Annotated in this window: 22 protein-coding genes; 18 read left to right on the forward strand and 4 right to left on the reverse strand. The window is 56.0% G+C overall.

All coding sequences use genetic code 11. The annotated features are described in order from the left end of the window. The first annotated feature begins 25 nt into the window (after window positions 1–25). The 3 genes from NFS35_RS09620 (at window position 26) to NFS35_RS09630 (ending at window position 3233) form a co-directional block, all read left to right on the forward strand. The gene (locus NFS35_RS09620) at window positions 26–748 is read left to right on the forward strand and encodes an ABC transporter ATP-binding protein (protein WP_251206909.1); all 723 of its coding nucleotides are present in this window, start codon (window positions 26–28) and stop codon (window positions 746–748) included. Next, on the forward strand, window positions 732–2330 hold the full coding sequence (locus NFS35_RS09625; protein ID WP_251206910.1) for a putative ABC transporter permease subunit: 1599 nt from the start codon (window positions 732–734) through the stop codon (window positions 2328–2330). The genes NFS35_RS09620 and NFS35_RS09625 overlap by 17 nt, the downstream gene beginning before the upstream one ends. Window positions 2331–2489: 159 nt before the next feature. Then, complete coding sequence (locus NFS35_RS09630; RefSeq protein WP_251206911.1) at window positions 2490–3233, forward strand: glycerophosphodiester phosphodiesterase family protein; 744 nt, start codon at window positions 2490–2492, stop codon at window positions 3231–3233. Window positions 3234–3586: 353 nt separating this feature from the next. Here the strand turns inward: NFS35_RS09630 and NFS35_RS09635 are convergent, their stop codons facing one another. After that, window positions 3587–4960, reverse strand: coding sequence for a putative ABC transporter permease (locus tag NFS35_RS09635; RefSeq protein WP_251206912.1), 1374 nt, complete (start codon window positions 4958–4960; stop codon window positions 3587–3589). A gap of 235 nt (window positions 4961–5195) precedes the next feature. On the opposite strand from NFS35_RS09635, the gene NFS35_RS09640 reads away from it, so the two are divergent. From NFS35_RS09640 to NFS35_RS09650, 3 genes are all read left to right on the forward strand, one after another. Continuing rightward, entirely contained in the window at window positions 5196–6344 is a 1149-nt protein-coding gene (locus NFS35_RS09640) for a lysozyme inhibitor LprI family protein (RefSeq protein ID WP_251206913.1), read from the forward strand. 63 nt (window positions 6345–6407) lie between these two features. Continuing rightward, a complete protein-coding gene (locus tag NFS35_RS09645; protein WP_251206914.1) occupies window positions 6408–7199 on the forward strand; it encodes a DUF7402 domain-containing protein in 792 nt (263 codons plus the stop codon). 104 nt (window positions 7200–7303) lie between these two features. Further along, the gene (locus NFS35_RS09650; protein WP_251206915.1) at window positions 7304–7909 is read left to right on the forward strand and encodes a non-canonical purine NTP pyrophosphatase; all 606 of its coding nucleotides are present in this window, start codon (window positions 7304–7306) and stop codon (window positions 7907–7909) included. Between the two features lie 35 nt (window positions 7910–7944). Here NFS35_RS09650 and NFS35_RS09655 read toward each other — a convergent pair whose 3' ends face one another. Further along, complete coding sequence (locus NFS35_RS09655) at window positions 7945–8778, reverse strand: glycerophosphodiester phosphodiesterase family protein (protein ID WP_251206916.1); 834 nt, start codon at window positions 8776–8778, stop codon at window positions 7945–7947. Window positions 8779–8806: 28 nt separating this feature from the next. Beyond that, window positions 8807–10150 carry an MFS transporter gene (locus tag NFS35_RS09660; protein WP_251206917.1) on the reverse strand — a complete coding sequence of 448 codons (1344 nt, stop codon included), beginning with the start codon at window positions 10148–10150 and terminating at the stop codon, window positions 8807–8809. Between the two features lie 289 nt (window positions 10151–10439). Here NFS35_RS09660 and NFS35_RS09665 point away from each other — a divergent pair, with 289 nt between their 5' ends. The 11 genes from NFS35_RS09665 to NFS35_RS09715 all read left to right on the forward strand — a co-directional run bounded on the left by NFS35_RS09665 (window position 10440) and on the right by NFS35_RS09715 (window position 22324). Continuing rightward, entirely contained in the window at window positions 10440–11180 is a 741-nt protein-coding gene (locus NFS35_RS09665; protein WP_251206918.1) for an MBL fold metallo-hydrolase, read from the forward strand. A gap of 88 nt (window positions 11181–11268) precedes the next feature. Further along, window positions 11269–11469 carry a hypothetical protein gene (locus tag NFS35_RS09670; RefSeq protein ID WP_251206919.1) on the forward strand — a complete coding sequence of 67 codons (201 nt, stop codon included), beginning with the start codon at window positions 11269–11271 and terminating at the stop codon, window positions 11467–11469. 335 nt (window positions 11470–11804) lie between these two features. After that, on the forward strand, window positions 11805–13745 hold the full coding sequence (locus tag NFS35_RS09675) for a P-loop domain-containing protein (RefSeq protein ID WP_251206920.1): 1941 nt from the start codon (window positions 11805–11807) through the stop codon (window positions 13743–13745). A 143-nt stretch (window positions 13746–13888) separates the two neighbouring features. Beyond that, the gene (locus NFS35_RS09680) at window positions 13889–14242 is read left to right on the forward strand and encodes a BlaI/MecI/CopY family transcriptional regulator (protein ID WP_251206921.1); all 354 of its coding nucleotides are present in this window, start codon (window positions 13889–13891) and stop codon (window positions 14240–14242) included. A gap of 3 nt (window positions 14243–14245) precedes the next feature. After that, window positions 14246–16378, forward strand: a complete 2133-nt coding sequence (locus tag NFS35_RS09685) for a M56 family metallopeptidase (RefSeq protein WP_251206922.1) — start codon at window positions 14246–14248, stop codon at window positions 16376–16378. 2 nt (window positions 16379–16380) lie between these two features. Continuing rightward, complete coding sequence (locus NFS35_RS09690; RefSeq protein WP_251206923.1) at window positions 16381–17247, forward strand: SPL family radical SAM protein; 867 nt, start codon at window positions 16381–16383, stop codon at window positions 17245–17247. A gap of 218 nt (window positions 17248–17465) precedes the next feature. After that, window positions 17466–18191, forward strand: a complete 726-nt coding sequence (locus NFS35_RS09695; RefSeq protein WP_251206924.1) for an adaptor protein MecA — start codon at window positions 17466–17468, stop codon at window positions 18189–18191. Window positions 18192–18467: 276 nt separating this feature from the next. Further along, window positions 18468–19817 carry an MATE family efflux transporter gene (locus tag NFS35_RS09700; RefSeq protein WP_251207000.1) on the forward strand — a complete coding sequence of 450 codons (1350 nt, stop codon included), beginning with the start codon at window positions 18468–18470 and terminating at the stop codon, window positions 19815–19817. 176 nt (window positions 19818–19993) lie between these two features. Continuing rightward, a complete protein-coding gene (locus tag NFS35_RS09705) occupies window positions 19994–20569 on the forward strand; it encodes a Uma2 family endonuclease (protein ID WP_251206925.1) in 576 nt (191 codons plus the stop codon). Window positions 20570–20684: 115 nt separating this feature from the next. Further along, complete coding sequence (locus NFS35_RS09710) at window positions 20685–22016, forward strand: DUF1576 domain-containing protein (RefSeq protein ID WP_251206926.1); 1332 nt, start codon at window positions 20685–20687, stop codon at window positions 22014–22016. Continuing rightward, window positions 21980–22324 carry a hypothetical protein gene (locus NFS35_RS09715; RefSeq protein ID WP_251206927.1) on the forward strand — a complete coding sequence of 115 codons (345 nt, stop codon included), beginning with the start codon at window positions 21980–21982 and terminating at the stop codon, window positions 22322–22324. Before NFS35_RS09710 ends, NFS35_RS09715 begins: the two co-directional genes overlap by 37 nt. A 27-nt stretch (window positions 22325–22351) precedes the next feature. On the opposite strand, the gene NFS35_RS09720 is transcribed toward NFS35_RS09715, so the two are convergent. Further along, window positions 22352–23212 carry an AraC family transcriptional regulator gene (locus NFS35_RS09720; RefSeq protein WP_251206928.1) on the reverse strand — a complete coding sequence of 287 codons (861 nt, stop codon included), beginning with the start codon at window positions 23210–23212 and terminating at the stop codon, window positions 22352–22354. 327 nt (window positions 23213–23539) lie between these two features. Between NFS35_RS09720 and gmd the strand changes: the two genes are divergently transcribed. After that, on the forward strand, window positions 23540–24613 hold the full coding sequence (gmd, locus tag NFS35_RS09725; RefSeq protein ID WP_251206929.1) for a GDP-mannose 4,6-dehydratase: 1074 nt from the start codon (window positions 23540–23542) through the stop codon (window positions 24611–24613). Window positions 24614–24665 lie beyond the last annotated feature (52 nt).

A 24665-nucleotide genomic window follows, 5' to 3' on the forward strand; every position in this document is an offset into this window, starting at 1 on the left:
GCCAAAAGGACGGAGGGAATTGAAAATGCTGGAAATAAAAAATCTGACAAAAACTTACAAAGGCGGAAAGACGGCCGTGGACAATCTGTCGCTGACAGTGCGGGCAGGAGATATCTACGGCTTCATCGGGCACAATGGGGCCGGCAAGACCACCACCATAAAGGCTGTGGTGGGAATACATGACTTTGACCAGGGAGAGATTCTGATAGACGGCAGGGACGTGCAGTCCCAGGCCATGGCCTGCAAGCAGGTGACGGCCTATATCCCGGACAATCCTGATATCTACGAATACCTGACGGGCATCCAGTACCTGAACTTTCTGGCGGATATCTACCAGGTGTCCGGGAGGGACAGGGAGGAGCGTATCCGCAGGGAGGCGGGGGATTTCGGCATCTTTCCTGTTCTGGGAGACCTGATATCCACCTATTCCCACGGCATGAAGCAGAAGCTGGCCCTCACAGGAGCGCTGATTCATGAGCCCGGACTGCTGGTGCTGGATGAGCCCTTTGTGGGGCTGGATCCGGAGGCGTCTTTGCTTCTGAAAGGGAAAATGCACGCTCTCTGCGAGAGAGGCAGCGCCATCTTCTTCTCCACCCATGTGCTGGAAGTGGCGGAGAAGCTCTGCAACCGCATTGCTGTCATCTCGGCCGGAAAGCTGAAAGTGGAGGGGGATACGAAAGAGCTTACCAGAGACAGATCCCTGGAAGACGTATTTATGGAGGTGACGCATCATGACAAGGCAGATTAGACTTTTGACAAAACTCTCGCTGTATGGAATGTTCGGCTTCAATGAATTCCGCCACACGAAAGACAAAAAGAAGAAGCTGGGTTACTGCCTGATGGGGGTGCTCTGGGCTCTGCTGATACTCATGATGGCCGCCTATGTGGGGGCCGCGAGCTACGGATTTGTCATCATAGGGATGGGATATTTCGTCCCGGCGGTTCTGGCTCTGGTCGTATCTCTGGTGGCATTCTTCTTTACCATAGCGAAAGCAGGCCCGGTGCTTTTTGACCAGAGGGCATATGAAAAACAGGTGGCCCTGCCAGTGACGGCAAAGAGCATCATCGCCAGCCGGTTCCTCTCCATGTACCTCACGGATATGCTGCTGGGCGTGGCGGTGATGCTGCCGGGGATGGTGGTGTATGGAATGTTGGAGAAGCCGGGCTTTACATTCTATCTTTACGGCGCCATAGTCGTACTTTTCCTGCCCCTGCTGCCTCTGACGGCGGCTTCTGTGGCAGGAGCCCTGATCGCAGGCATAGCGGGGAGATGGAAGAGGAAGAATCTGGTCTCCATCCTGCTGACTATGATTTTTCTGTGCGTCTTTCTGGTGGGAAGCATGGGGATGAGCAGGATGGGGGAAGACGAACTGATAGTCATGATGGAGGGGATGGCGCAGCAGCTGGGAAATCGGATCGGCAGCGCCTATCCGCCGGCTCTCTGGATTTCAGAGGCCATGGTATCCGGGAAAGCGGCCGCCCTGGTTTTGTTCCTGGGGGTGTCCCTGGGATGTTTCCTGATTTTCCTGGAGATTCTGGGGCATTTTTACGGCCATGTATGCGGTCTGCTCAGCGCCAGGGAAGCCCGGGGCAACTACCGCATGGAGAGCCTGCGGGCCAGGCCCGTGATAAGGAGCCTGCTGGAGCGGGAATGGAGGCGTTATTTTTCCTCCAGCATATATGTGGTGAATACGCTGACCGGAGAGGTGATGATGGTGCTTCTGGCCATCGGCGTGGCGATGGCGGGAAAAGACAGTGTGGACAAAATGCTGGGTCTTCCCGGCGTGGCGGAGAGGGCCCTGCCCGTGCTGCTGGGGACATTTCCCGTGCTGATGCCGCTGACTGCCTGTTCGCTGTCCATGGAGGGGAAGAGCTGGTGGATGATGCAGACCCTGCCCGTCAGCAGGCGTGACATGATTCGGAGCAAGGTGGCTCTGCAGCTGATAGTGACCCTGCCTTTCTATCTGGCATCGGAGGCGATACTGATAGCCGCGTTGCGCCCGGGCTGGACGGAGACAATCAGCCTGCTGGCGGTACCGGCAGCCTACATCCTCTTCGGCGCCCGGACGGGGATAGCGGTGAATGAGAGATTTCCTGTCTTTGACTGGGACAGCGAGATCAAGGTAGTGAAGCAGGGGGCTTCTGTCTTTTTGATGATGGTCATAGGGCTGGTGTCAGCGGCTGCGCCCATCATCGCCCTGTTCATCCTGTGGGAGCTTCCGGCGTATGCTGTGTATGGAATTGTGGTAATCCTGCTCCTGCTTCTGACCGGGCTCATGGAGCTGGGAGGGCGAAAGAGGGAGCCGTGCGGTCCCTATCGCCTGGACTAGAGATGCAGGCAGATGCCGGTGATTTTTGGTCTGTCCGTTCAGCTTCTTGCGGCGGGGAAACGGATGGATTCTTTCCTTGCGCAACTATCCGGTCCGTGATATGATGGACTCATAAAAGGGCCGGGCCGGCAGGCTTCCGGCAGATGGAAGGCGGGGAAAATGGATACCATAAAAATCAACAGAGGAAACACAAGGATGATAGCCCACAGAGGCGTGAGCGGCCTGGAAACGGAGAATTCCATTCCGGCATTCGTGGCGGCCGGGAACCGCAGCTATTACGGCGTGGAGACGGATGCCCATGTGACGCGCGACGGCAAGTTTGTAGTTATCCATGACGATGACACAGGGCGCGTGGCAAAGGAGGACATCCATGTGGAGTCCTCGGACTATGAGCGGGTGCGCAGGACTATGCTGAAGGACATCTGTCCGGAGGCGGCGGGAGATTCCGTCACATTGGAAGACAGGCAGGACCTTGTCATACCGAATCTGAAAGAGTACATTACCATCTGCCGGAAATACGGAAAAGTCTGCATCCTGGAGCTGAAGAACGAATTTTCTTCAAAGGATATACGGCGGATAGTGGAGGAAATCCGGGAGCTGGGCTATCTGGAGCAGGTGACATTCATCTCTTTCGCCCTGAACAATATGATTCGCCTGAGAGAACTTCTGCCGGAGCAGCAATTATACTATCTCACCGGCGAGTACAGCCAGGAAATCCTGGAGGCCCTGAAACAGTACGGACTGAATCTGGATATATACTACAGGGCCCTGACAAAGGAAATCGTGGAGGAGCTTCACGGGGAAGGGATTCTGGTGAACTGCTGGACCTGCGATGACAGAAAAGAGGCAGAGCGGCTGGTGTCCTGGGGCGTGGATTTCATCACCAGCAACCGGCTGGAATAATGAAAAAAAGGCTAAGCTTTCGGGCTTGGCCTTTTTGGACCGGACGGGCGATTCGGGGGGGAGCTTGCCGGCAAACTGTCCTTGATGTAAACCGCGCACACAAAAAGAGCCCGCCAGGCGGGCTCTTTTCGGGAGTAAAAAATAAAAGAAAACATGAAAGGGAAAGGTATCTATAGTAAAACTGCTTTCGCAGTATTGCTATTAGTCGAAGCTGACAGAACCCTGACCATTGTTTATCAAAATTCAACAGCTCCTTTGTTTATGTATCTATCATACCCTGAAAATGTGTCTAAAGTTTGACCTTAGACTTAAGGATTTATAAAAAAAATATATAAAAAATTAAGGAATATCGCTCAATCCACCAGTTTTGCGTTAGGGTAGATTCGTTCCATCCGCTCGTCCGGGAAATGGGCGTCCAGAAAAGAGGCCAGGGGATTATCCTCCGGCTCCGCGTCCGGGGAAACAGCACCTGAAGCCTCCGCCCGGGGACCATCGGTCTGCCGTTGCGTATACCGGGCCAGCGCCAGGGATGAGAGAATCATATTGACAATCATGAACACGATCAGGCAGTTGCACAGGATTCTGCCCGCCCGCACAGGGAGCCTCTCTATCAGGTCTGACAGCTTCGGATAGATTATCTTCAGCCACACCACAGCCGCGATTCCCCAGAAAAAACAGTACAGCAGATTGATGCGCCCGCCCAGGTTGAAAGCGAAGCCGCTGTAGTCCCAGAACACCGTGCCGAAGAACAGCTCCGTGAAGACGCTGCAGACATACTCATAGACGCCGCCCAGCAGAGTGCCTGCCAGGAAGATATAACGGTCGGTCTTGTTCCGGTAGCGATAGAGGAAGAGGGTCAGAAGAGCGCAGCCCAGCCCCCAGACGATGCTGAAAGGCCCGTACACCACGCTGCTGCGGCTCATGAGCACCCCGGTGGTCAGAAAGCAGAATATGGTCTCCGTGATATCTCCCAGGAACGCGCCGACGAAGAACAGGGACACCAGCTTATAGAAGCTGCACCCTTTCGCGAATACGGCGGGCTTTGATTTGGCCTGTTCCGATTTCGCTCTCAGATCCGCCGCTATTGTCTCAGGATTGATGGAGGGGAAGGAACGCTGCATGCGCTTTTGCACCCAGACAGTGAGCCGGTTCTCCAGAAGCTTCGAGGTATGCTGCATTCCCTCGGAAAGCTGGGACAGGCGCTTTGCGCTGACCTGCATGCCCAGCACGGCCATGGAGGTGGTGATGAAGTCTATTGCCAGCAGACCGGCCGCGGCCCACTGCAAGGTCAATGTCACCAGGTCCGGCACCCCGCGCAGGAGACTGCACAGCAACGGATTGACGTAGCGCACGGTGGCCACGGCCAGCAGGCCCCACAGCAGGGAATAGCGGGCGCAGACATAGCCGCTTAAATTGTACCTGATATCAGAATAGTCCCACAATTTCCTGTGGAAAATCTTCTCCATGAGCATGCCGGTGGTGTATTCAACCAGCGAGGCCAGCAGCAGGCCGCCCAGAAAAAGGAAGAAAGCACTGTCCGCAAGCTCCGCCAGGAACACCGCGAAGAGAACGGCGCTGAAGCCGTATATGGTACAATAGGGGCTGTTCACGAAGCCCCGGTTCACGAATTTCCTGCGGATGAACGCGGCGTAGCACACCTCCGTGCACCAGCCGGCGAAAGAGTAGACAAAAAATAACCAGACCAAATCCCTCAAACTGTATATCATATTAGAAAGCTCCTCCTCTTACAATATACTCCTGATACGTCGTCAGTTCAATCCCGATCTGTAAAAAACTGCCGCAGGCTGGCCGTCGGGATAATCTGATTCTGCCACGGAGGATTTCCTTTCCAACGGGTAATCCGTGAATGATACAGTTTCCGCACATTGACAGACAAATATGAGCGTAGTATCATGACAAGTATAGAGTTTCCGTTTCCGGAGCGGACAGGGAGGTATGATTATGAAGAAGAAAATGATGCTGTCACTGGCGGCCATGCTGCTGCTTTTTTCTGTGGGTTGCGGTAAGGCGGAGGAAGATTCTGCACAGCTTCCCACGGCTGTGAAGATTTCGGAAGATGAGCCGGGGGATGGGCAATCAGGGGAGGACTCATCCGACGGGGGTTCCTCCGCAGAGAACGCATCCCCGGAGGAAGATTCTCGGGAGGATGCTCCAGAGGGGGAGCAGCAAAGCCCGGAAGGACCGGGGACTTCGGAGACGGGAGCGGGGCAGAGCAGCGCGGAGGCGGGATTTACGTTTGCGGATCTCTCTGACAGGGTATTCTATTTCAGCAGCGGCGCAGGAGCCTGGTTCACAGAGCTGCACATTAAGGATGACGGATCCTTTGAGGGGCATTATCAGGACGCAGACATGGGATCCACAGGGGATGGCTACCCGAACGGCACCTTATATTACTGTGATTATTTCGGAACCTTTGACCAGCTGGAGAAAGTGGACGATTTTACGTATAAAATGAACCTGTCGTTCATCTCTTTCAAGCAGAAACCGGAGGAGGAAGAAATCATAGGTGGTGTCCTTTATGTTTATTCCGCTGCCTATGGGCTGGATGGGGATGAGTTCTATCTGTATCTTCCGGGTTCCAGGCTGGCCGATCTGCCCCAGGCTTATCTGCAGTGGGTGGGGTACTACGATTTGGAGGCTGTCCAGGAAGAGGAGCTGAGCTTCTACGGGCTTTACAACGTGAGAGGGGAGCAGGGCTTTTCCAGCGCTGTCTATAAGGAGCAGAGCCTTTCCGAGAGGATTGCCATGGAGATTTCCTTTGCCGAGGAGCAGGAGAAGGAAGTGGAGAAAAAGCAGGAGGCAGCCGTCACCCAGCCGGAGATGAATGAGTCCGCCGAGGAGATGTACCGGCTGTGGGATGACACTCTGAACATCGTATGGAAGCTGCTGGAAGCAAATTTGGATACAGCGGACATGGAGGCTTTACGGAAAGAGGAAATGGAGTGGATCGCATCCAAGGACGCGGAAGTGCAGGCAGCCGGGCTGGAGAATGAGGGAGGAAGCCTGCAGCCGCTGCTGGAAGCCATGAAAGCGGCGGAACTGACCAAGGCGAGGGTGTACGAGCTGGCAAAATATGCGGAGGGTAAGTAGGATTGGCCTTGAAAGAGCGGCATGGAAAATACAGAACACGTATAAATAGGAGGATGGATCAAAATGGTGACATTATCATTGAAAGTACTGGACAAAAACGGCAATACCATCTGCGTGGGCAGCGGGGAGGATTTCGTGGACCTGGTGTGCATGAGGGCCTATGAGGAGGGGGACAGCATCGTGCTGGAGACTTCTCGGAAAGATATCTACATAAACTGGCAGGTGGATGATGCCATGGGCGCTTCTTTCGTGTATCTGAAAGATAATGTATCCTATGAAATCCCTTTCGGGGAGAAGCGCATCAGCCTCTCGCCCAAGGTGTTTTCCGGGGACAAACATTATATCTACGCGGAAGCCGCCAGGCAGGACGAGATAGAGGCTTACCGCAACCTGGCGCTGAACCCCGCGGACCAGCACAGGGATGTGCCCTGTTTCCCCCACGCCACGGCAAATGTGGAGACCAGGGGCGAGTCCGTATTCGCCGCTAAAAACGCCATAGACGGCGTGCGCGCCAATCTGTCCCACGGCGCATGGCCCTATCAGTCCTGGGGCATCAACAGGCAGGACGATGCCACGATGCGGGTGGACTTCGGGCGGAACATCCGCACGGACAAGGTGGTGCTCTACACCCGGGCCGACTTTCCTCATGACAACTGGTGGGTGCAGGTGACACTGCGGTTCTCGGACGGCAGCAGCCAGGACTTTGCTCTGGAGAAATCCGTGAGGGGCCATGTGCTGACTTTCCCGGAGAAAGAGATTCAGTGGATAGAGCTCTGCAGCCTGATAAAGGCGGACGATCCCTCTCCGTTTCCGGCGCTGAGCCAGATTGAGGTGTATGGAAGAAATGTGCTGTAGGCGGAAAGGCCGGTGGGACGGCACGGTTATCGCCATGACAGGAACAGGATTCTATTGTTAAGAATATTGAAATAAAGGCCCGCCAGAGGCGGAGGTGTGTAAAGATGAAATTGCTGTATGCTACGGGAAACCGTGCAAAATTGGATGCCATGAGGAGCAGGGCGTCCGGGCTTGATTTGGAGATACTGGGACTGGCGGACATGGACAGGAAAGCGCCTCCTGTGCCGGAGGACGGGCGCACGCCTCTGGAGAACGCAAGGCAGAAAGCGCTTGCCTACTATGATTTCTACAAGGTGCCGCTGTTTTCCTGCGATTCCGGGCTTTATTTTGAAAATGTGCCGGATGAGCTGCAGCCGGGAATCCATGTGAGGACTGTGGGCGGGAAATATCTGACGGATGATGAGATGCTGGCATATTACAGCGGCCTGGCAAAGAAATACGGGGATTTGAAAGCCGGATACAGAAACGCGGTCTGTCTGATCCTGGACAGGGACCGGGTGTATGAGTCCATGGACGCGAGTCTGGCCAGCAGGCCTTTCCTGATCACGTCCCGCCCCCATTCGAAAGTGCGGCAGAAAGGATTCCCGCTGGACAGCCTTTCCGTGGACATCCAGACGGGAAAGTATTACTATGACATGGAAAAGGGGCAGACAGAGCAGCTGGCCGTGGAGGACAGCATGCTGAAATTCTTCAAGGATCTGGGGCTGTGAGCGGCCGCAGGCGACGAAGCCGGCCGCCAGGAGGCTCAGGGCGTAAATCCCTCGAAAATAGGCATTACGCCCTGCCGTTCCAGCCGTTCCATAATTTCCTTGCTCCGAATAGTCCAGCCTGCCTCATGGACGCCGTACAGGCGCTTCATCAATCGTAAACTGGGGCAGGCGCGGTCTGTGTAATTATAGGCGATGAAGTCAGGACGGGTGAGGAACGAGGTCAGCAGCAAGGTCAATATGGCCCGCACAGGCCAGGTCAGCGTCCCGGCGTCATTGACCCGCAGGAAGTTCTCGGAAAGCTGCCCGCGGATGACGGACGGGTAATGCTTTTTCAGATGCAGCAGCACGGCGGGATGGAAGGATTCGATGCAGTAGGCTCCTTTCCAGTCTTTTAAAAGCGCCATCACCGCATCGGTCAGGGCTGCGGCATTGCCATGCTCCACTTTCAGCTCGATGATGAGGGGCGTCTTTTCTTCAAACAGCGCCAGCACGTCCCTGAACAGGGGAATCGTCTCACCGTTTCCTTTTAGCGGATATTCCGATAAATCCTCCAGCCGCAGTTCCTCAATAATCGCGCTTTTGCCGCAGACCCGGTTCAAATCGCTGTCGTGGACCACGGCCAGCTGTCCGTCCGCCATGAGGTGGACATCCAGTTCCGAGCCGAAACCCTTTTCGACAGCGCCGCGGAAAGCCGCCATGGAATTTTCAGGAATGCCCCGAGTGATGTCGTGGAGCCCCCGGTGGGCATAGCGGGTATTCGTAAGTTTCTCCCAGCCGGACTGCCCCCGCCTGGGCAGCAGCATAAGGCACCAGAGCGCGATTATGATCAGCGCTGTCAAAAGTATCCGAAACAAGATCATAAAAATCATGATTAAAATCTACTTCCTTTCCTGATTGTCAATCATCCATATCTTCAAAAGCCGCCAGCCCTTTTTTGGCCTCCGCCTTGCTGTCTCCGTGGCGCACGAAGCACATGGTGATGAAGCTCATGGTCACGAAAAAGGCGGCGTAGGGGAAGAGAATCTGATAGCTGATGGCTTTCATCAGGGAGCCTGCCGCCACTGGCGTGATGACCTGTGCCAGCATGGAGGCAGTGTAATAATAGCCTGTGAACCTGCCCACATCGCTGCCCCGGCACATCTCCACCACCATGGGCAGGGAGTTCACGTTGATGGCCGCCCATGCCAGCCCCACCAGGGCGAAAGCAATATACATGACGGCATTGATGGAGGAGAAGAGGGTGGTCAGGAAGAACCCTGCCAGGAAACAGGCCGCCAGCAGGATGATTCCCCCGTGGATGGTCTTCTTCCGGCCTATCCGGGAGGCCGCGACGCCGATGGGGATATAGGAGACGATGGCTCCGGCAGTGGCCACCAGCAGACAGGTGGAGGCGCCTCCCAGCCCCTCTCCCATGACCTGGGACACATAGGTGGTGAACCAGGTGGTGACGCCGTTGTAGCCGATGTACCACAGGGAGATGGAGGCCAGCAGGAATCCCAGGCTTCGCTTCACCGGCCTGGGCAGGCGCTCGCTGCCCTGCCCGTCGTCCTCGGCCAGATTCCATTCGGGATGCCGCTGTTCCAGAGCCTGGTTCTGAGCCGCCAGCACAGGCTCTCGGATGGTGGCTAACAGCACGATGACCGCCACGGCCATGATGGCGGATACCACGATGAACAGGGGCTGATAATTGACATGGTCCAGACTGGCCACCTTAGAGGTGGGATAGAGCACTGCCGCCACCCCCAGATAGAGAACGCCGCCCACGGCCCCCATCAAGTTGATGATGGCGTTCGCCTTGCTGCGCAGGGGCTTGGCGGTCACATCGGGCATCAGGGCCACGGCGGGGGAGCGGTAGGTTCCCATGGCTACTAAGAGCAGCCCCAGCACGATGACGAAAGCCGCAAGCTTAAAGGGCGCCGCCTCCCTGGAATAGCTGTTGTCCAACACGGGCAGCAGATTCATCAGGATGACGGCCGCAGCGGTTCCGGCTATGATATAGGGGGTGCGGCGGCCCAGCTTTGTGTCGGTTCTGTCCGAGAGTCCGCCGAAGAAAGGCAGCAGGAACAGGGCCAGGATATTGTCCGTGGCCATGATGATGCCGGTCAGGGACTCGTCCATGCCGAAAGTCTCCCGCAAGACTAATGGCACCACGCTGTCATACATCTGCCAGAAGGCACAGATGGACAGGAAAGCCAGGCCTACCAGGACGGTTCGCTTGTTGTTCAGTTTCGATTCGCTCATTTGATTTCCTCATTTTTTGTTGGCATGTGATTGCGCAGGGGCTGTCCCGTTCCTGCCGTCACGTTGCTGTAGACGGTGTCATTTTATCATAGGTAAGAAGTCTTTGCAAGCAATTTGCCATGGGGAGGGGATTTACGGAGCGGATTCGGAGGCGGATTTGGCGCTGCCACGGTTGCATCTTGGCGGCAGGAGTGCTATGATACAGATAAGCGAGTCCGCGCCATGACAGCGTGTTCCTGAAAGGGAAGCTGCGGCACGGTAACTGAAGAAATGGAGGAGGAGTTTAGCTATGAAAATCACATTTCTGGGCACCAGCCACGGGGTGCCGTCCCCTACGAGATACTGCAGCGCCACTTTGCTGGAGGTGGAAGAGAGGGCTTATCTGATTGACGCCGGGGCCCCGGTGGCGGATCTTCTGATTCGCCGGGGTGTGCCTTTTGAGAAGCTGAGGGCTGTCTTTACCACGCACATCCACTCCGACCATACCGTGGGACTGTCTGCCCTGTGCAGCCTGGCGAACTGGTATTACAGAGAGAGCGATTTTGATATTTATATGACAGAGGAGCGGGGGATTCAGATTTTCCGCCAGATGGTCCGGGTTACGGACGGATCGCTGGACGAGCAGCGTCTGCGTTTTCATCTGACGTCCCCCGGCGTTTTTTACGATGACGGGACGCTGCGTGTCACCGCCATATCCACCCGCCATATGGAGCAGGTGAACGGGACTTCCTATGCGTATCTGATAGAGGCCGGGGGCAGGCGGATGCTTTTCACCGGGGATCTGCACGGGGAAGACGCGGCGGATTTCCCTGCTGCTGCGCAGGAGCCCACGGATCTGATTGTGTGCGAGATGGCCCATTTCGGCCCGGATGCCATCTTCCCCAGGCTGGCGGCATGTCCTGTAAGACAAGTGCTGTTCAATCATGTCTACCACGATTATGAGGCTTCTATGGCTGCAATCCGGGCGGCTGCGGGGCAGTATCCCTTTGAGGTGCGGGCGGTGGAAGACGGAGATGTAGTAGAACTGTGAGAGGATTTCGCGCGGATTGTTTGCCGGACGGCGCGGGAATGACAGACTGGCTGACAGGATGACAGACAGGGAAAGAGAGGGAAATGGCATGGATGAGAAGAAGACGGAGGTCTCTGATGTGGAGGCTTTGATCGCGCTGCTGGACGGCTGCACTCAGGCCGGGGACAGCCGGATCAAGGTGGATGTGGCAGAGGGGGAGGAGGGAAAAGTCACGCGCCGGTATCACCATGGCCGCTGCGACATCGGGAGTCCCTGGGCCTGCGGCACTGCCTTTGATGTGCTGGAGTGAGTGCGCCGGTCCGCCGCGGAAAGGGCTTTCCGCCGAATTTTGCGCTTGCAATTCCAGACGGTCGGTGTTACACTGTTTACAGTACTTAAAAAATATTCAGTTGAAGGAGGAATCGCGATATGAGAAAAAGCGTAAGGATGGTGAACCGGATCAACTGAATAGCGGGCATTTCGATGCCGTTTTTTTAAGTACCTTTATGAATAACTGTTGACTACAGGGCACACATATTGGTGTGCCCTTTTTGCGCGCAAATCCAGGCGCCGCAGGCAGAGAATAGGGGCTGCTTGCGGCGCTTTTTTGCGGCAAAGGAAGAGCTTGGAAAAGGAGAACAAAATTTGAAGAGATTAAAATTCTATCTATTGAACATGAAACCTGCCAGTGAGACTTACGAGGAAATGTATGAGGGCAAGATGTGCGAGTCTTTCATGGACAAAGATCCTATTGTGCACAATCATGCCCTGTACTGGGACGGGGAGATAGGATACGAAATCACGAAGAGTAATCGGCTGGAGCTGTCCAGGCCGACAGTGGTGATTCATATCCCGCTGCATCTGCTGAAGCTGGAGGAGCCGGACATGGCGGCGCTGGACTATGTGTTCCGGGCGTTCCTGCCTTATGTCAGGTCACTGAACGAGTGCAATGACAATCGCAAGCGCACGGCAAAGGAAAACGGCCATTATTTCATCTATGAGCCGAGCAGTGAGGTGCTGGTCAGGAACGTGATTGCGGTGAATACGGTGGCACAGAAGTATTACAGGATTGTAGGCGGAAACAAGGTGGAGATCATAGACGGCCTGCGGGACAGAGGCGTGCAGTCCGGGAAGAACTGCATGATCGCGCCCATCGACGGAGCGGGGGACGTTCCGGCTTACCGCTGCGCCAGCATCATGCTCCAGGTGCAGCTGCCAGTGGGAAAGCACAAGAAAGCGGTGCAGATGCTGACCCATGATCTGCCGGAGGCGGTGAACTGCTTCCTGAACGAGTTCGACCAGAACGGGCTGCAGCAGGCGCTGGCCCTTTACAGGAAACAGCAGGAAATCCGGGCGTGGCTTAAGGCAAGCGACTATTGCGCTTTCGTGGCAAACGGCAGCATACTGCCCAGAGAAAAGGGCGGCGATGCTCCCATGCAGGGGGCAGTGCCTTTCCTGGCGCCGCCGGAGGATACGGTGGAGGTGGCGGGAGTCAGAGGGATGGCTTTCCGGAAAGGGGTCACGGTCATCACAGGGGGCGGCTACTCCGGCAAAAGCACGCTGCTGGACGCCCTGTGCGCGGGCATCTATGACCATGTGGCGGGGGACGGCAGGGAGTTAGTCATAACTGACGACTCCGCCATGAAGATTTCCGCCGAGGACGGCAGGAGCGTCCGGCATGTGAATCTGTCCCCTTTCATCAAATGGATTCCGGGCGGGAATCCGGCGGATTTCTCCACGGAGCATGCCTCCGGCTCCACCTCCCAGGCCGCCAATATCATAGAGGCCATCGGCTGGGGGGTCAGGCTGCTGATGATCGACGAGGACAAATCCGCCACGAATTTCATGATTCAGGACGCGGTGATGAAGACTTTGATCGAGAAAGAACCAATCACGCCCTTTGTGGAACGGGTGCGGGAGCTGTATGAGCTGCATGGGGTCTCCACCGTGCTGGTCATCGGGGGCAGCAGCGAATATCTGCAGGCGGCGGACCGGATTTATATGATGCAGGATTATCTGATCGGCCAGGTGACGGAGCAGGCGAAGGCGCTGCAGGCCGGGAATCAGCCCTTGGGGCGGGCCGGACAGGGAGGCGTGGGGCAGACGGAAACGCCGCCGGCAGAAGAACTTCCGCCCGCCGATTTTTCCAACCGGGACGAAATAGATGCCGGTCTTCTGAGCACCCGCCCGGAAGGGGCTGCCACGGAGGTGCTGGCCGTGTCCGATTTAGGCTTCCTGATTCTGGGAGAAGAGCGCATAGACATCCGGATGCTTCACGATATCGCCACCATTCCGCAGCTGAATGCCATTGCCTTTCTGCTGCGCAGGCTCATCAATCAGGTGAACCCGCTGGAGCGGTTCCGGAAATTTCAGATTGCCGGAGCCGGGGACGGAGGCAGCCCCGGAAACCAGGACAACCGCAGGCGGATCTGTCGGGAGAAAGAAGTGGAGCGATTGCTGTCGGAAATCCGGGAGGCAGGGCTGGAATCCGCTTATTCGCCCTTTTTTACGGAATGCGTCAGGTGGATGGATCTGCCCAGAAAGTATGAAATCCTGGCTGTGCTGAGCCGTATGCGGACGGAATGAAGATTTTCTAAGGCTGGCACCATTTCATGCGCCGACATTGACAAGGGTATACTATTGTGATAGTATGAAAAATGTAAAACTATCGCAATAGTATACAGCGGAAAGCCCGTGCGGGACTGTCGGTAAAGGGAGCGGATACATATATGAAACTGTTTGACTCAGAATTAAAAGTGATGGCCGTACTCTGGAGAGAGGGGGATTCCACCGCGAAGCATATTTCGGATGTGCTGGGCAGCGAGACTGGCTGGAACGTGAACACGACTTACACGGTCATCAAAAAATGCATCAAAAAGGGCGCCATCGAGCGCCGCGAGCCGAATTTCCTCTGCCACGCTTTGGTTTCCAAGGCCCGGATACAGGCGGCGGAGACAGACGAGCTGATTGAAAAAATCTATGACGGTTCGGCGGACATGCTGTTCGCCTCCCTGCTGGACAGGAAGAGGCTTTCCGCCGAGCAGATCGAGCGGCTGAAGAGGATTGTGGAGGAAGGAAAATAGGTGATGGACATGGGATTAGTGCAGAGAAGTATTTATGGCGGAATCCTGATACTGATCATCATTGCGGTGAGGGTCCTGCTGCTGGATAAGCTGCCGAAAAGGACTTTCCCTGTCCTGTGGGGAATAGCGCTGCTTCGCCTGCTGGTACCGTTTTCCGTGGCCTCTGTCTTCAGCGTCTATACTCTTCTGGGGCTGGGGCGGCAGGAGGCGGCGCCGGAGCGGGAGGCATATGTGGTTTCCGGGGAAATGGAGGCGGTGGATCTGCCGCCTGAAAAGGGCAGCGGGCAGCCTCCGGTTCGGGGGCAGGAAACGGCGGTTGCAGAGGCGGGAAACCAGATGGAGATACTGCCTGTCCTCTGGTGCGCCGGGGCCCTTATCTGCAGCCTGTTTTTCGTAAGGTCATATGTCCGGAGCCTGGACAGGTTCCGGAAAGCAGCGCCTGTGGAGTCGGAACAGGTGCTGCAATGGATGGAGAGACACAGGAAAGGGCGCCCTGTTTCCGTCAGACAGGCGGAGGGGATTTCTACGCCTTTGACCTATGGATGTCTTCGGCCTGTCATCCTGCTGCCCGAAAAGGCTCTGGAAGAAAAGGGGCGGGAGCTGGAATACATCCTTGAGCATGAGTACGTGCATATCTGCTATTGCGATGCGCTGATGAAGCTTGTGATGGTGGCGGCTTTGTGCGTCCACTGGTTCAACCCCCTGGTCTGGGCGATGGCCCTGCTGTTGAACCGGGACATTGAATTTGCCTGTGATGCGGGAGTCCTGAAACGGTTCGGAGAGCAGGCCAGAGGGGGGTACGCCATGGCGCTGATTGGGATGGAGGAGAAAAAGATTGGGCTGGTGCCGTTCTTTAACGGATTGGGCAGGAATGCCATTGAAGAAAGGATAAATCTGATCATGAAGTATCGAAAGCCCAAATATACGGCCGTGGCTGCAGCCGTGTCGCTTGTGGCTGCGGTGGCGGTGGGGTTCGCCACGTCGGCGGAGCATGTGCGGGCCACGGAGAACCCATGGCAGGAGTCCGCGGGCTATGGCGAAGAGGCTCGGGACGGCCGGGGCAGCGGAGATGGCCTGACGACAGCTGACGCAGGGGCGGGAGGAATGAATGCGGCTGGCGCGGAGGCGGACGGCGTGACGGCGGGCGGTACATATGGCGCAGGGGAGGGAGGCCTGAATGCAGCTGGTGCGGAGGCAGGCAGCGTGGCTGCGGGCGGAGTGACTGCGAATGGCGTGACCGCCGCAGATGGCGCGGATTCGGCTGCCGCAGGTGCGGAAACGAATGATGTAATATTGGGAGATACAACAGGGGACAGCCAGGGAGAACGCCCATCATCGGCGCTGCCGTCAAATATTCCGGAGAATCCGGCAGCACAGGGCCATACGCTGCTCTACACCCAGGAGGGCATGCCCCAGGAAGAGCCCGCCAATCTGTACAGGGGGGCAGGGTATTGCCTGCTGGTGCCCGCCCAGGGATGGGTCTCCGGCGGGCAGGATACGTGGATGTGGCAGGAGAATGAGGCGGTGCGCTTCTGGGTCACCGACTGGAGCGGGAATACATGGGAGCAGGCAGCCGCCCGGCTGGAGGAGGAAGGCTACGCCCGGACAGAGGAGGAGGGAGCTTTTCGGAAAGAAAGCGACGGCAGCCTCTTTTTCGCCAAGCTGCACAGGAGCGGGATACGGATCATGAGCATCCACTATACCTATCCGGCGGAGGCGGAATACAGGGAGGGCTTCGGCGTGTCCCTGGCCGCTGTGGCAAAGCATTTCGTGCTGCTGTCGGAAGAGGGCGGAGAGGCTTTGTCGGAGGACGGAAAGCAGCAGCGTCAGCTGGCCGGGGCTTTCTGGGACGCATACCTGACCGGCGATGAGGAGGCCCTGCGGCAGTACCTGGCGGAAGGCTACAGCGGGACAGTGGAGACTTTCCCGGAGGGCAGCGACGGCCATGTGGCCCGGGAGGCAGAGGCCAAGAGCGTGAAAGGCATGGACACGGAAGAGAGAAAGCTGGGAGACAAGTGCGTAGTCTGGGTGGAATTCTATCCTGCCGCAGATGCGGATTCTCTGGAATATCTGGAGATAGAACTGATTAAGGAAGAGGACGGCTGGAAGGCAAGCGCATACGGATTGGAGAGATAGACATGCATTTTGTAGAGGCAAAGGGGATTCTGTCCGCGAAAAACGGCATGAACCTGTACAGGGGCTGTACCCACGGCTGTATCTACTGTGACAGCAGGAGCAGCTGCTATCAGTTCACCCATCCCTTCGAGGACATCGAGGTGAAGCGCAACGCGCCGGAACTTCTGGAAAAGGCGCTCCGCTCCAAACGGAAGAAGTGCATGATAGGCACAGGGGCCATGTGCGATCCCTACATGCACTGCGAGGAGGAGCTGGGGCTGACCAGGAGGTGTCTGGAAATCATAGAGCGCTATGAATTCGGCCTGGCCATCCAGACGAAATCGAACCGTATCCTAAGGGATCTGCCGCTGCTGAAGCGCATCAACGAAAAGGCGAAATGCGTGGTTCAGATGACCCTGACTACCTATGACGAGGATCTGTGCCGGATTCTGGAGCCCAATGTCTGCACCACAAAGGAGCGCGCAAGGGCCCTGGAGATATTCCGGGACAATGGCATCCCCACGGTGGTCTGGCTGTCGCCGATACTGCCCTATATCAACGATACGAAAGAGAATATTGAGGGCATACTGCAGTACTGCGTCCGGGCGAGGGTGCATGGCATCATCTGCTTCGGCATGGGGATGACGCTCAGGGAGGGGGACAGGGAGTATTATTACGCGGCGCTGGATAAGCATTTCCCGGGGCTGAAAGAAAGATACCAGAGGCGCTACGGGCATGCCTATGAAGTGCCCAGCGACAGGGGCGGGGAGCTGATGGAGCTGTTCTGCCGGACGTGCAGGCAGCATGGAATCCTGAGCGATGTGGAGGAGTGTTTCGCGTATCTGAACCAGTTTCCGGAGCGGTATGAACAGATGGGTCTTTTTTCATGAGGGATGTGGAGACATTTTTCTGTTGGAGTGCAGTTGATAAAGAAATGAAAAAGCAATTTCGATAAAAAAGGTATAAAATAAACAATAGATGGAAAACTAATGCAATAAAACCATAATACGGGCTCTATTGCCAAAAGTCTATGATTGAAAAATTCTGAATATCATGGTATCATAAGGATGTAGATATGTGGCAGGTACATTTTTATGAGGATGATGATATGAGAATAGAACGTGTAGATGAAAAAACGGTAAAGTGCTTCCTGTCCAATGAGGAATTGGAGGAGTATGACATTGACTATAAAGACTTCGTCCTGCGCAGCGACAAGGCTAAGGAAGTCGTGCAGGAGATCATCGAGCAGGCCGCGGAGGAGGTCGGCTACAAGCCTCCCAAGTTCGCTTTCGATCTGCAGATTATGATGCTGCCGGATCAGGGACTGATACTGACCTTTTCGGACAGGGATCCGGAAATCAAGGAGAGCGATCAGTTCATCGAATGCCTGAAAGAGATGAAGCGGATTCTGCAGAGGACCCGGGAGAAGATAGGCGGAGGGAATGCGGACGCCTCGGGGAACGGAGACGCACAGAGCGCCGGTCAGGATCAGAATGGGGCTGCGGATGCCAATGGGACAGATGCCAAGGGCGCCCGGCAGGTCAGCCGCCCCACTTTTGCGGTGTTCGCCTTTGCGGAACTTGGCAGAATCATCGAGTTTGCATCCATGCTGCCCGCGAATCTGCAGGTGGAGAGCAGCGTGCATGTGATGGACGGACTGTATTTCCTGTATCTGCTCAAGGGCAGGGCATCCTATGAGCGTTACAGCAGGGCCTGCATCCAGGCGCTGGAGTTCGCCAGCCTGTATGCGGCGGAACCCTCTCAGACAGCGCAGCTGGAGGAGCACGGGGAGTGCCTTATCGCGGAGAAGGCGCTGAAGAAGCTGCGGAAATAGGATGGAAGACGGGCGCATGATATGAGGCTGCCGGGAAATAGCATTTATGAAAATGCAGCCATTTCCCGGCGGCCTCTTTCTATACAGGATTGCGACAGGAGAAGCCTGCACGGGCAGAAAGCCGTATCCGTAGCCTGGCGAAAAGTGTTGAAACTGTCAGCGGAGCTGATTGGCGACGGCTGGAGCGCAGGCCGCATGCCCCGCTGCTCTACAGCGCAGCAGGATGGATGTTCTGCCGCCCGTAACAGGGCTGCTGATTTGGAAAGTGGGAGACATATGGCGCAGAAGAGGGATATGACAGAGGGAAAAATCGCACTTCCGCTAGTGGAGTTCACCGTGCCGCTGGTGCTGGGGAATCTGTTCCAGCTGACCTACAATGCGGTGGATTCGGTCATCGTAGGGCGGTACGTGGGGGAAAGGGCGCTGGCGGCGGTAGGCACGTCGGCGCCGCTGATGAATATCGCGCTTTTGTTCATCAGCGGGCTGTGCATGGGGGCCGGTATTTTGATGAGCGCCCAGTACGGCTCCAGGGATTATGAGCTGCTGTCCCGCCAGATCAGCACCACGTTTCTGGCGGGATGCGGATTTTCCCTGGTGTTCTCTTTACTGACCATTCTGCTGGCGGAGCCGCTGCTTAGGCTGATTCAGGTGCCGGAGGCGGTGATCGGGGAGGCGGGGACTTATCTGCGGATTATTTTTCTGGGGATCTTGTTTACCTTTATCTATAATTTCCTGGCAAATACCCTGCGGGCTCTGGGGGACAGCAGGACGCCGCTGTATTTCCTGATCATCAGCGCGGTGCTGAATATTTTCGGGGATCTGCTGCTGGTGGCGGCGTTGCGGCTGGGGGTGCCGGGGAGCGCGGTCTCTACGGTGGTCAGCGAGGCGGTGTGCTGTCTGCTGTGCGGGGTTTATATCAGCAGGAAAGTGCCGCTATTGAAGCTGGGGAAAGGGTGGCTCACGTTCGATAAAAAGCTGCTGGGGCGGACGATTTCCTATGGGAGCACCAGCGCCCTGCAGCAGGTGTGCCTGCAGGTGGGAAAGACGATGATTCAGGCCATGGTGAATACTCAGGGGGTCAGCATGATGGCGGCTTTTACTGCGGTGAACCGGGTGGATGATTTCGCTTATACGCCCCAGCAGAACATCGGACATGCCATGACTACTTTTATTGCGCAGAATAAAGGGGCTGGGCATAGGGAGAGGATTAAACGGGGATTTAGAGTCGGAATTACGATAGAAATTATCTATTCTGTTGTTATCTGTCTTGTTATTCTGCTGGGGGCGCCGGTTATCATGGGGTTGTTTACAGGGGCGGAGGATGCGCAGGTGGTCCCGCTGGGGGTGTCTTATCTGCGGGGGATTGCCTTGATGTATCTGCTGCCGGGATTCACCAATGGGATACAGGGGTTCTTCCGGGGAATGGGGGACTTGAAAGTCACGCTGTACAGCACTTTTATGAATATGCTGGGGCGGGTGGCGGCGGTGTGGGTGTTGCTGCTGGTGCTCTCGCTGGGGTTCGTCAGTCTGGCCTGGGCGAACTTCGCGGGGTGGATTGTGATGCTTTTGTTTGAGGTGCCTTTATTGGGGAGACGGTTGAGAGGTGTGGCTGAGGCTGGGGATTGATAGTAAATCTTTCATGTAAGAAAAGCCCCTTGCGCTTTCCGGTACAGTACAGTAAAATGAAATCATAGTGAGCATAGGCTGTCCTGAATATGGATGAGAAGACAGAGGCAGCAGCGGTTGAGGGAGCTGGGGAGCGCGACAACACGGAAGCAAAAGTTAATAAGGAGGAATGACATATGGCATTACCGGCAGAAAAGGTTCGGTATACGTTCGCAGATGTTCTCTTGTGGGATGGGGACGAGCATATTGAAATTATCAACGGCGAGGCGTTCATGATGGCTACGCCGTCCAGAATCCATCAGGAAATCACCGGCGAGTTATTCCGCCAGCTTGCTAATTTCCTGGAGGGAAAGCAGTGCAAGGTCTATTCCGCTCCCTTTGGTGTTCGGCTGTTTGAGCAGGATGGGGACAGACCGGAAGATGTGGACACGGTGGTAGAGCCGGATATTTCAGTGGTATGCGACAGGAGCAGACTGGATGAGCATGGGTGCAAGGGAGCACCCGACTTGGTGATTGAAGTTCTCTCCCCCTCTACACAGCGGCATGACCAGCTTGTGAAGCTGAATCTATACCAGCGGGCGGGAGTTCGGGAATACTGGATTGTCGATCCTGAAAACAAGACGGTTCGCGTTATGATTCAGGCTGGCGATGGCACCCTCCGAACCCACGAAATCTATAGGCAAGAGGATGTGGCGAAAGTCAATGCGCTTGACGGGTGCTTTATTGAATTGAGCAAGGTGTTTTCTGAATAGCAGCGCAGAGCTGGTGATTGCCTCCGGACAAGTAACAAATTTGAAAGAGATGCTAAGGGGCTGATATAAAAAGGTCCGATAAGGGAACTATAATTATGGACAGTAGGAGGTCTGGATGGAAAATGGCAGGACAATCAGAGAGAAGCTGGAAGGCAGAGAACTGAAGATATTCGGCAGTTTCTCCCTGCTGCTTTTGTTCGCGGCGGGAATCATCGGCATGGAAGTGGAGGGACAGGGGCTCCTGTCCGCTGTCAAGGGCCTGTGGGTCATCGTGATTTCAAGGGACGCACTGATTACCGACTATTTTGAACTGGCGGGATACGGAGCCGCGTTCTGGAACGCATTCCTGGTGATGGGAATGGGGCTCTGGCTGCTGCATCGTGAAAAAATCCAGTTCACGGGCCTTACTATGGCGGCGGTCTTCATCAATGCGGGCTATGCCCTCTGGGGGAAGAATCCGGTGAACATCCTGCCGATCCTGTTCGGGACCTTTCTCTATGCAAAAGTGCACGGCACCCAGATGAGCCGCTATATCTACACCGGTTTTTTCGGCACCAGCCTGGCGCCGCTGGTGACGGAGCTGATTTATGAGCTGCCCTTTGACTGGCGGGTGAACCTGCTGACGGCTGTGGGGGCGGGGATATTAATCGGCTTCATCCTGCCCGCGCTTTCGGTACATACAGCCTCCATGCACATGGGCTACAATCTGTTCAATGTGGGATTTTCGGCGGGCATCGTGGCATTTGTGATGGTCTGTGTGCTTAAATCTTTCGGCATAGAGAGCGAACCGGTGATGATCTGGAAATCCGGCAGGCCTCTGTGGGTCATGGCAGGGCTGTATGGCTATTTCCTGCTGACCTTTCTGTACGGATTGTATCTTGCGGGCGGGGATGTCAGGAGCATCCTGAAGATATGGAAGCACCCGGGCAGGGCGGTGGCTGATTTCGTGCTGATGGAGGGTGCGGGCTGCACGCTGATGAATATGGCTATTGTGGGCGCTGTCTGCACCACGTATATCCGGCTGATCGGCGGCGATTTCTCCGGTCCGGTGGTGGGAGCGATATTGACCGCATTCGGGTTTTCGGCCTTTGGGGCCCATATCAAAAACTATCTGCCGGTGCTGCTGGGAGTATTCCTGTCTACGTTTCTGACCCGGTTCGCGCCGGTGACGCCGGGGATGCAGCTGGCGGCAGCGTTCGCGGTAGGGCTGGCGCCCATTGCAGGACGGTTCGGCATTCTTGCGGGAATGGCCGCGGGCATGCTCCATTCTGCCATTGTCATGTGCACGTCCGAGATGTACGGAGGCCTGAATTTATATAATAACGGATTCAGCGCAGGCTGGGTGGCTATCATAATGGTGCCCGGGCTGGAGAGCTTTACCACCAGAAGAAAGGAAAAGAGGAAAGGCGTATGCTTCATGAACAGGAAAAAGCAGGAAAAATCGTAGCCGAGCTGTCCATGTATTTCATGGCGCTGGGCGCCACCAGGATTAATTCCAGCATCGTGCTGGAGGAGAGGCAAGGCAGGATTACCTTTGAGGCCAATTACCCGCCGGAGCAGAAAGAGAAGCTTCGGGAGCTGGAATGCCTGAACCAGCAGCGCAATGACGGCATCGAGGAAATCTACTGGGAGCTGGCCGGGGTGGGAAGCCACGGGGAAAGCAGCCAGCTGCTTCTGATTGGCACCATGATAGACAAGGCGGAGATTTCCATAGAGGACGAAAGCGTAAAGCTGGCCCTGTACAAAGATTTCTGAAAAAGGATTTGTGGCGGCCCCGGGCCCCTACCACATCCTCCGGTATTCTCCGGGGGATATCCCCTCCACTTTTTTGAAGACACGGCTGAAGTAGCCGGGTTCCCCGATGCCCACCTCCCGGCCCACTGCCTCCACGGTCAGGTCAGAGAAGCGCAGCAGCTGCTTGGCGTGGGTGATGCGGATCTGGTCCAGACAGCCCAGGACAGTAGCGCCGAACTGCTCTTTAAAGGTGCGGGCCAGGTAGAATTTATTGAGATAGAACCGACTGGCCAGATGGTCTAAAGTAATCCGCTCCTTATAATGCTCCTCCAGATATGCCTTTACATACTGGAGGGTTTTCTTTTTTACGCCCGTATGGGGGCAGGCTTCGGGATGCCAGCTTTCCGCCATGACAAGGGTCAGCAGGCCGGTGAGTTTCTCGTTGATTCTCATGTCGCGGATGTAGTCCTCCGTTCCCGCCACCGTGAGGAGCTGCGTCAGCAGGCCGGTGAAAGCTTTCGGCTCCTTGGGGGCAAAGACAGGTCTTCCGCCTCTCTCCACATACTTTTCGTAGATTCCGTTCATACTGGAACCATAGAAATGGGCCCATTTCAAAGACCACAGTCTGTCTTCGGAGGAACTCTGGGCGTAGGGCCTCCGGCAGTCGATGAAAACGCAGTCGCCCGGGTTCAGGAGGTAGCGCTGCCCGTCATAAAAGAGGCTCCCGGCGCCCTGGGTCACGATGAAGAACAGGAAAGAGAGCAGCCCCTTTCTGCTGCTGGTATGGGGCTTTATGGCGCGGAGCTCTCCCACCTCCTGCAGGTGCAGCAGATTGGCTCTGGCGAAGCCGGAGGGGGTGTATATGATGCGGCTGGATTCTACGGAAACACCTTGAAACAGAGATTCCATGGCATGTTCTCCTGTTTTACATGGTTAAACAATAATTTATATGCGTTTTGACATATACAGAATCAGGAGTTGTCACAATGCTTTTTGGGGCAGCATTATATCATGAGCACAGCAACGCTCATGGTGATGGCCATCCGGCCGCTCCATGACTCAAATAAGGACATTGTATCATGAAAGTCAAGATTGTACAAGTATGCCGCAATATCATGAATTGCAAATGCGGAAGTCATCCCCTAAACTGGAAGTATGGAAAATCGCGGGAATCTGTCCCCTTGCAAAAAAGGTGTGGCAGAGGAAATCATAAAATACAGAAAGTGAGATGAACCTATGAGTAAAGTAGCGCTGATTACCGGCATCACCGGCCAGGACGGTTCCTACCTGGCGGAGTTTCTCCTGGAGAAAGGCTATGCGGTGCACGGCATCATCCGCCGGGCCTCCCTGCCTAATACGGCCCGCATCGAGCACCTGACCGGGGCGGAGAACCTTACCCTTCACGAGGGCGACCTGTCGGATTCCTCCTCTCTGATCCGCATCATCAATATTGTCCGACCGGACGAAATCTATAACCTGGCGGCCCAGAGCCATGTGCAGGTATCCTTTGACGTGCCGGAGTACTCCGGGGACGTGGACGCCATCGGCGTGCTGCGCATCCTGGAGGCGGTGCGCATCCTTGGGCTGGCAGAGAAGACCAAGGTCTACCAGGCTTCCACTTCCGAACTCTACGGCAAGGTGGAGGAGGTGCCCCAGAGCGAGACCACGCCTTTCCACCCCTACAGCCCTTACGCGGTGGCCAAGCAGTACGGCTTCTGGATCGTCAGGGAGTACAGGGAGGCCTACGGCATGTTCGCCGCCAACGGTATCCTGTTCAACCATGAATCCGAGCGCCGGGGGGAGAATTTCGTCACCCGCAAGATCACCCGGGCGGCGGGCCGTATCGCCGAGGGCATACAGGACCATCTGGAGCTTGGCAACCTGGATTCCAAGCGGGACTGGGGCTATGCCAGGGACTATGTGGAATGCATGTGGCTGATGCTGCAGCAGGAGAAGCCGGAGGATTTCGTCATCGCCACCGGCGTCCAGCACACGGTGCGGGATTTCACGGAGAAGGCTTTTGCCGCCAACGGGCTTGACCTTCGCTGGGAGGGCAGCGGCCTGGAGGAGAAAGGCTACGACGCCGCCACAGGAAAGCTGTTAGTCTGTGTGAACCCCCAGTGGTTCCGCCCCACGGACGTGGACAACCTGCTGGGCGACCCCACCAAGGCCAGGACCGTCCTGGGCTGGAATCCCCAGGCCACCAGCTATGAGCGGCTGATAGAAATCATGGCGGAGCATGACAGGGCTCTTGCCAGGCGTGAGAGGGCCGTGCTGGAGGCCACAAAGCAGATGGAAGCGAAAGGCTGATGCACAGCGCAGGCATGAAAAATAAGACAGAGTACAAAACAGAACCGAAATC

The organism is Acetatifactor aquisgranensis, from assembly GCF_943193215.1.
In the GTDB taxonomy this organism is placed as follows: Bacteria; Bacillota; Clostridia; order Lachnospirales; family Lachnospiraceae; genus Acetatifactor; species Acetatifactor aquisgranensis.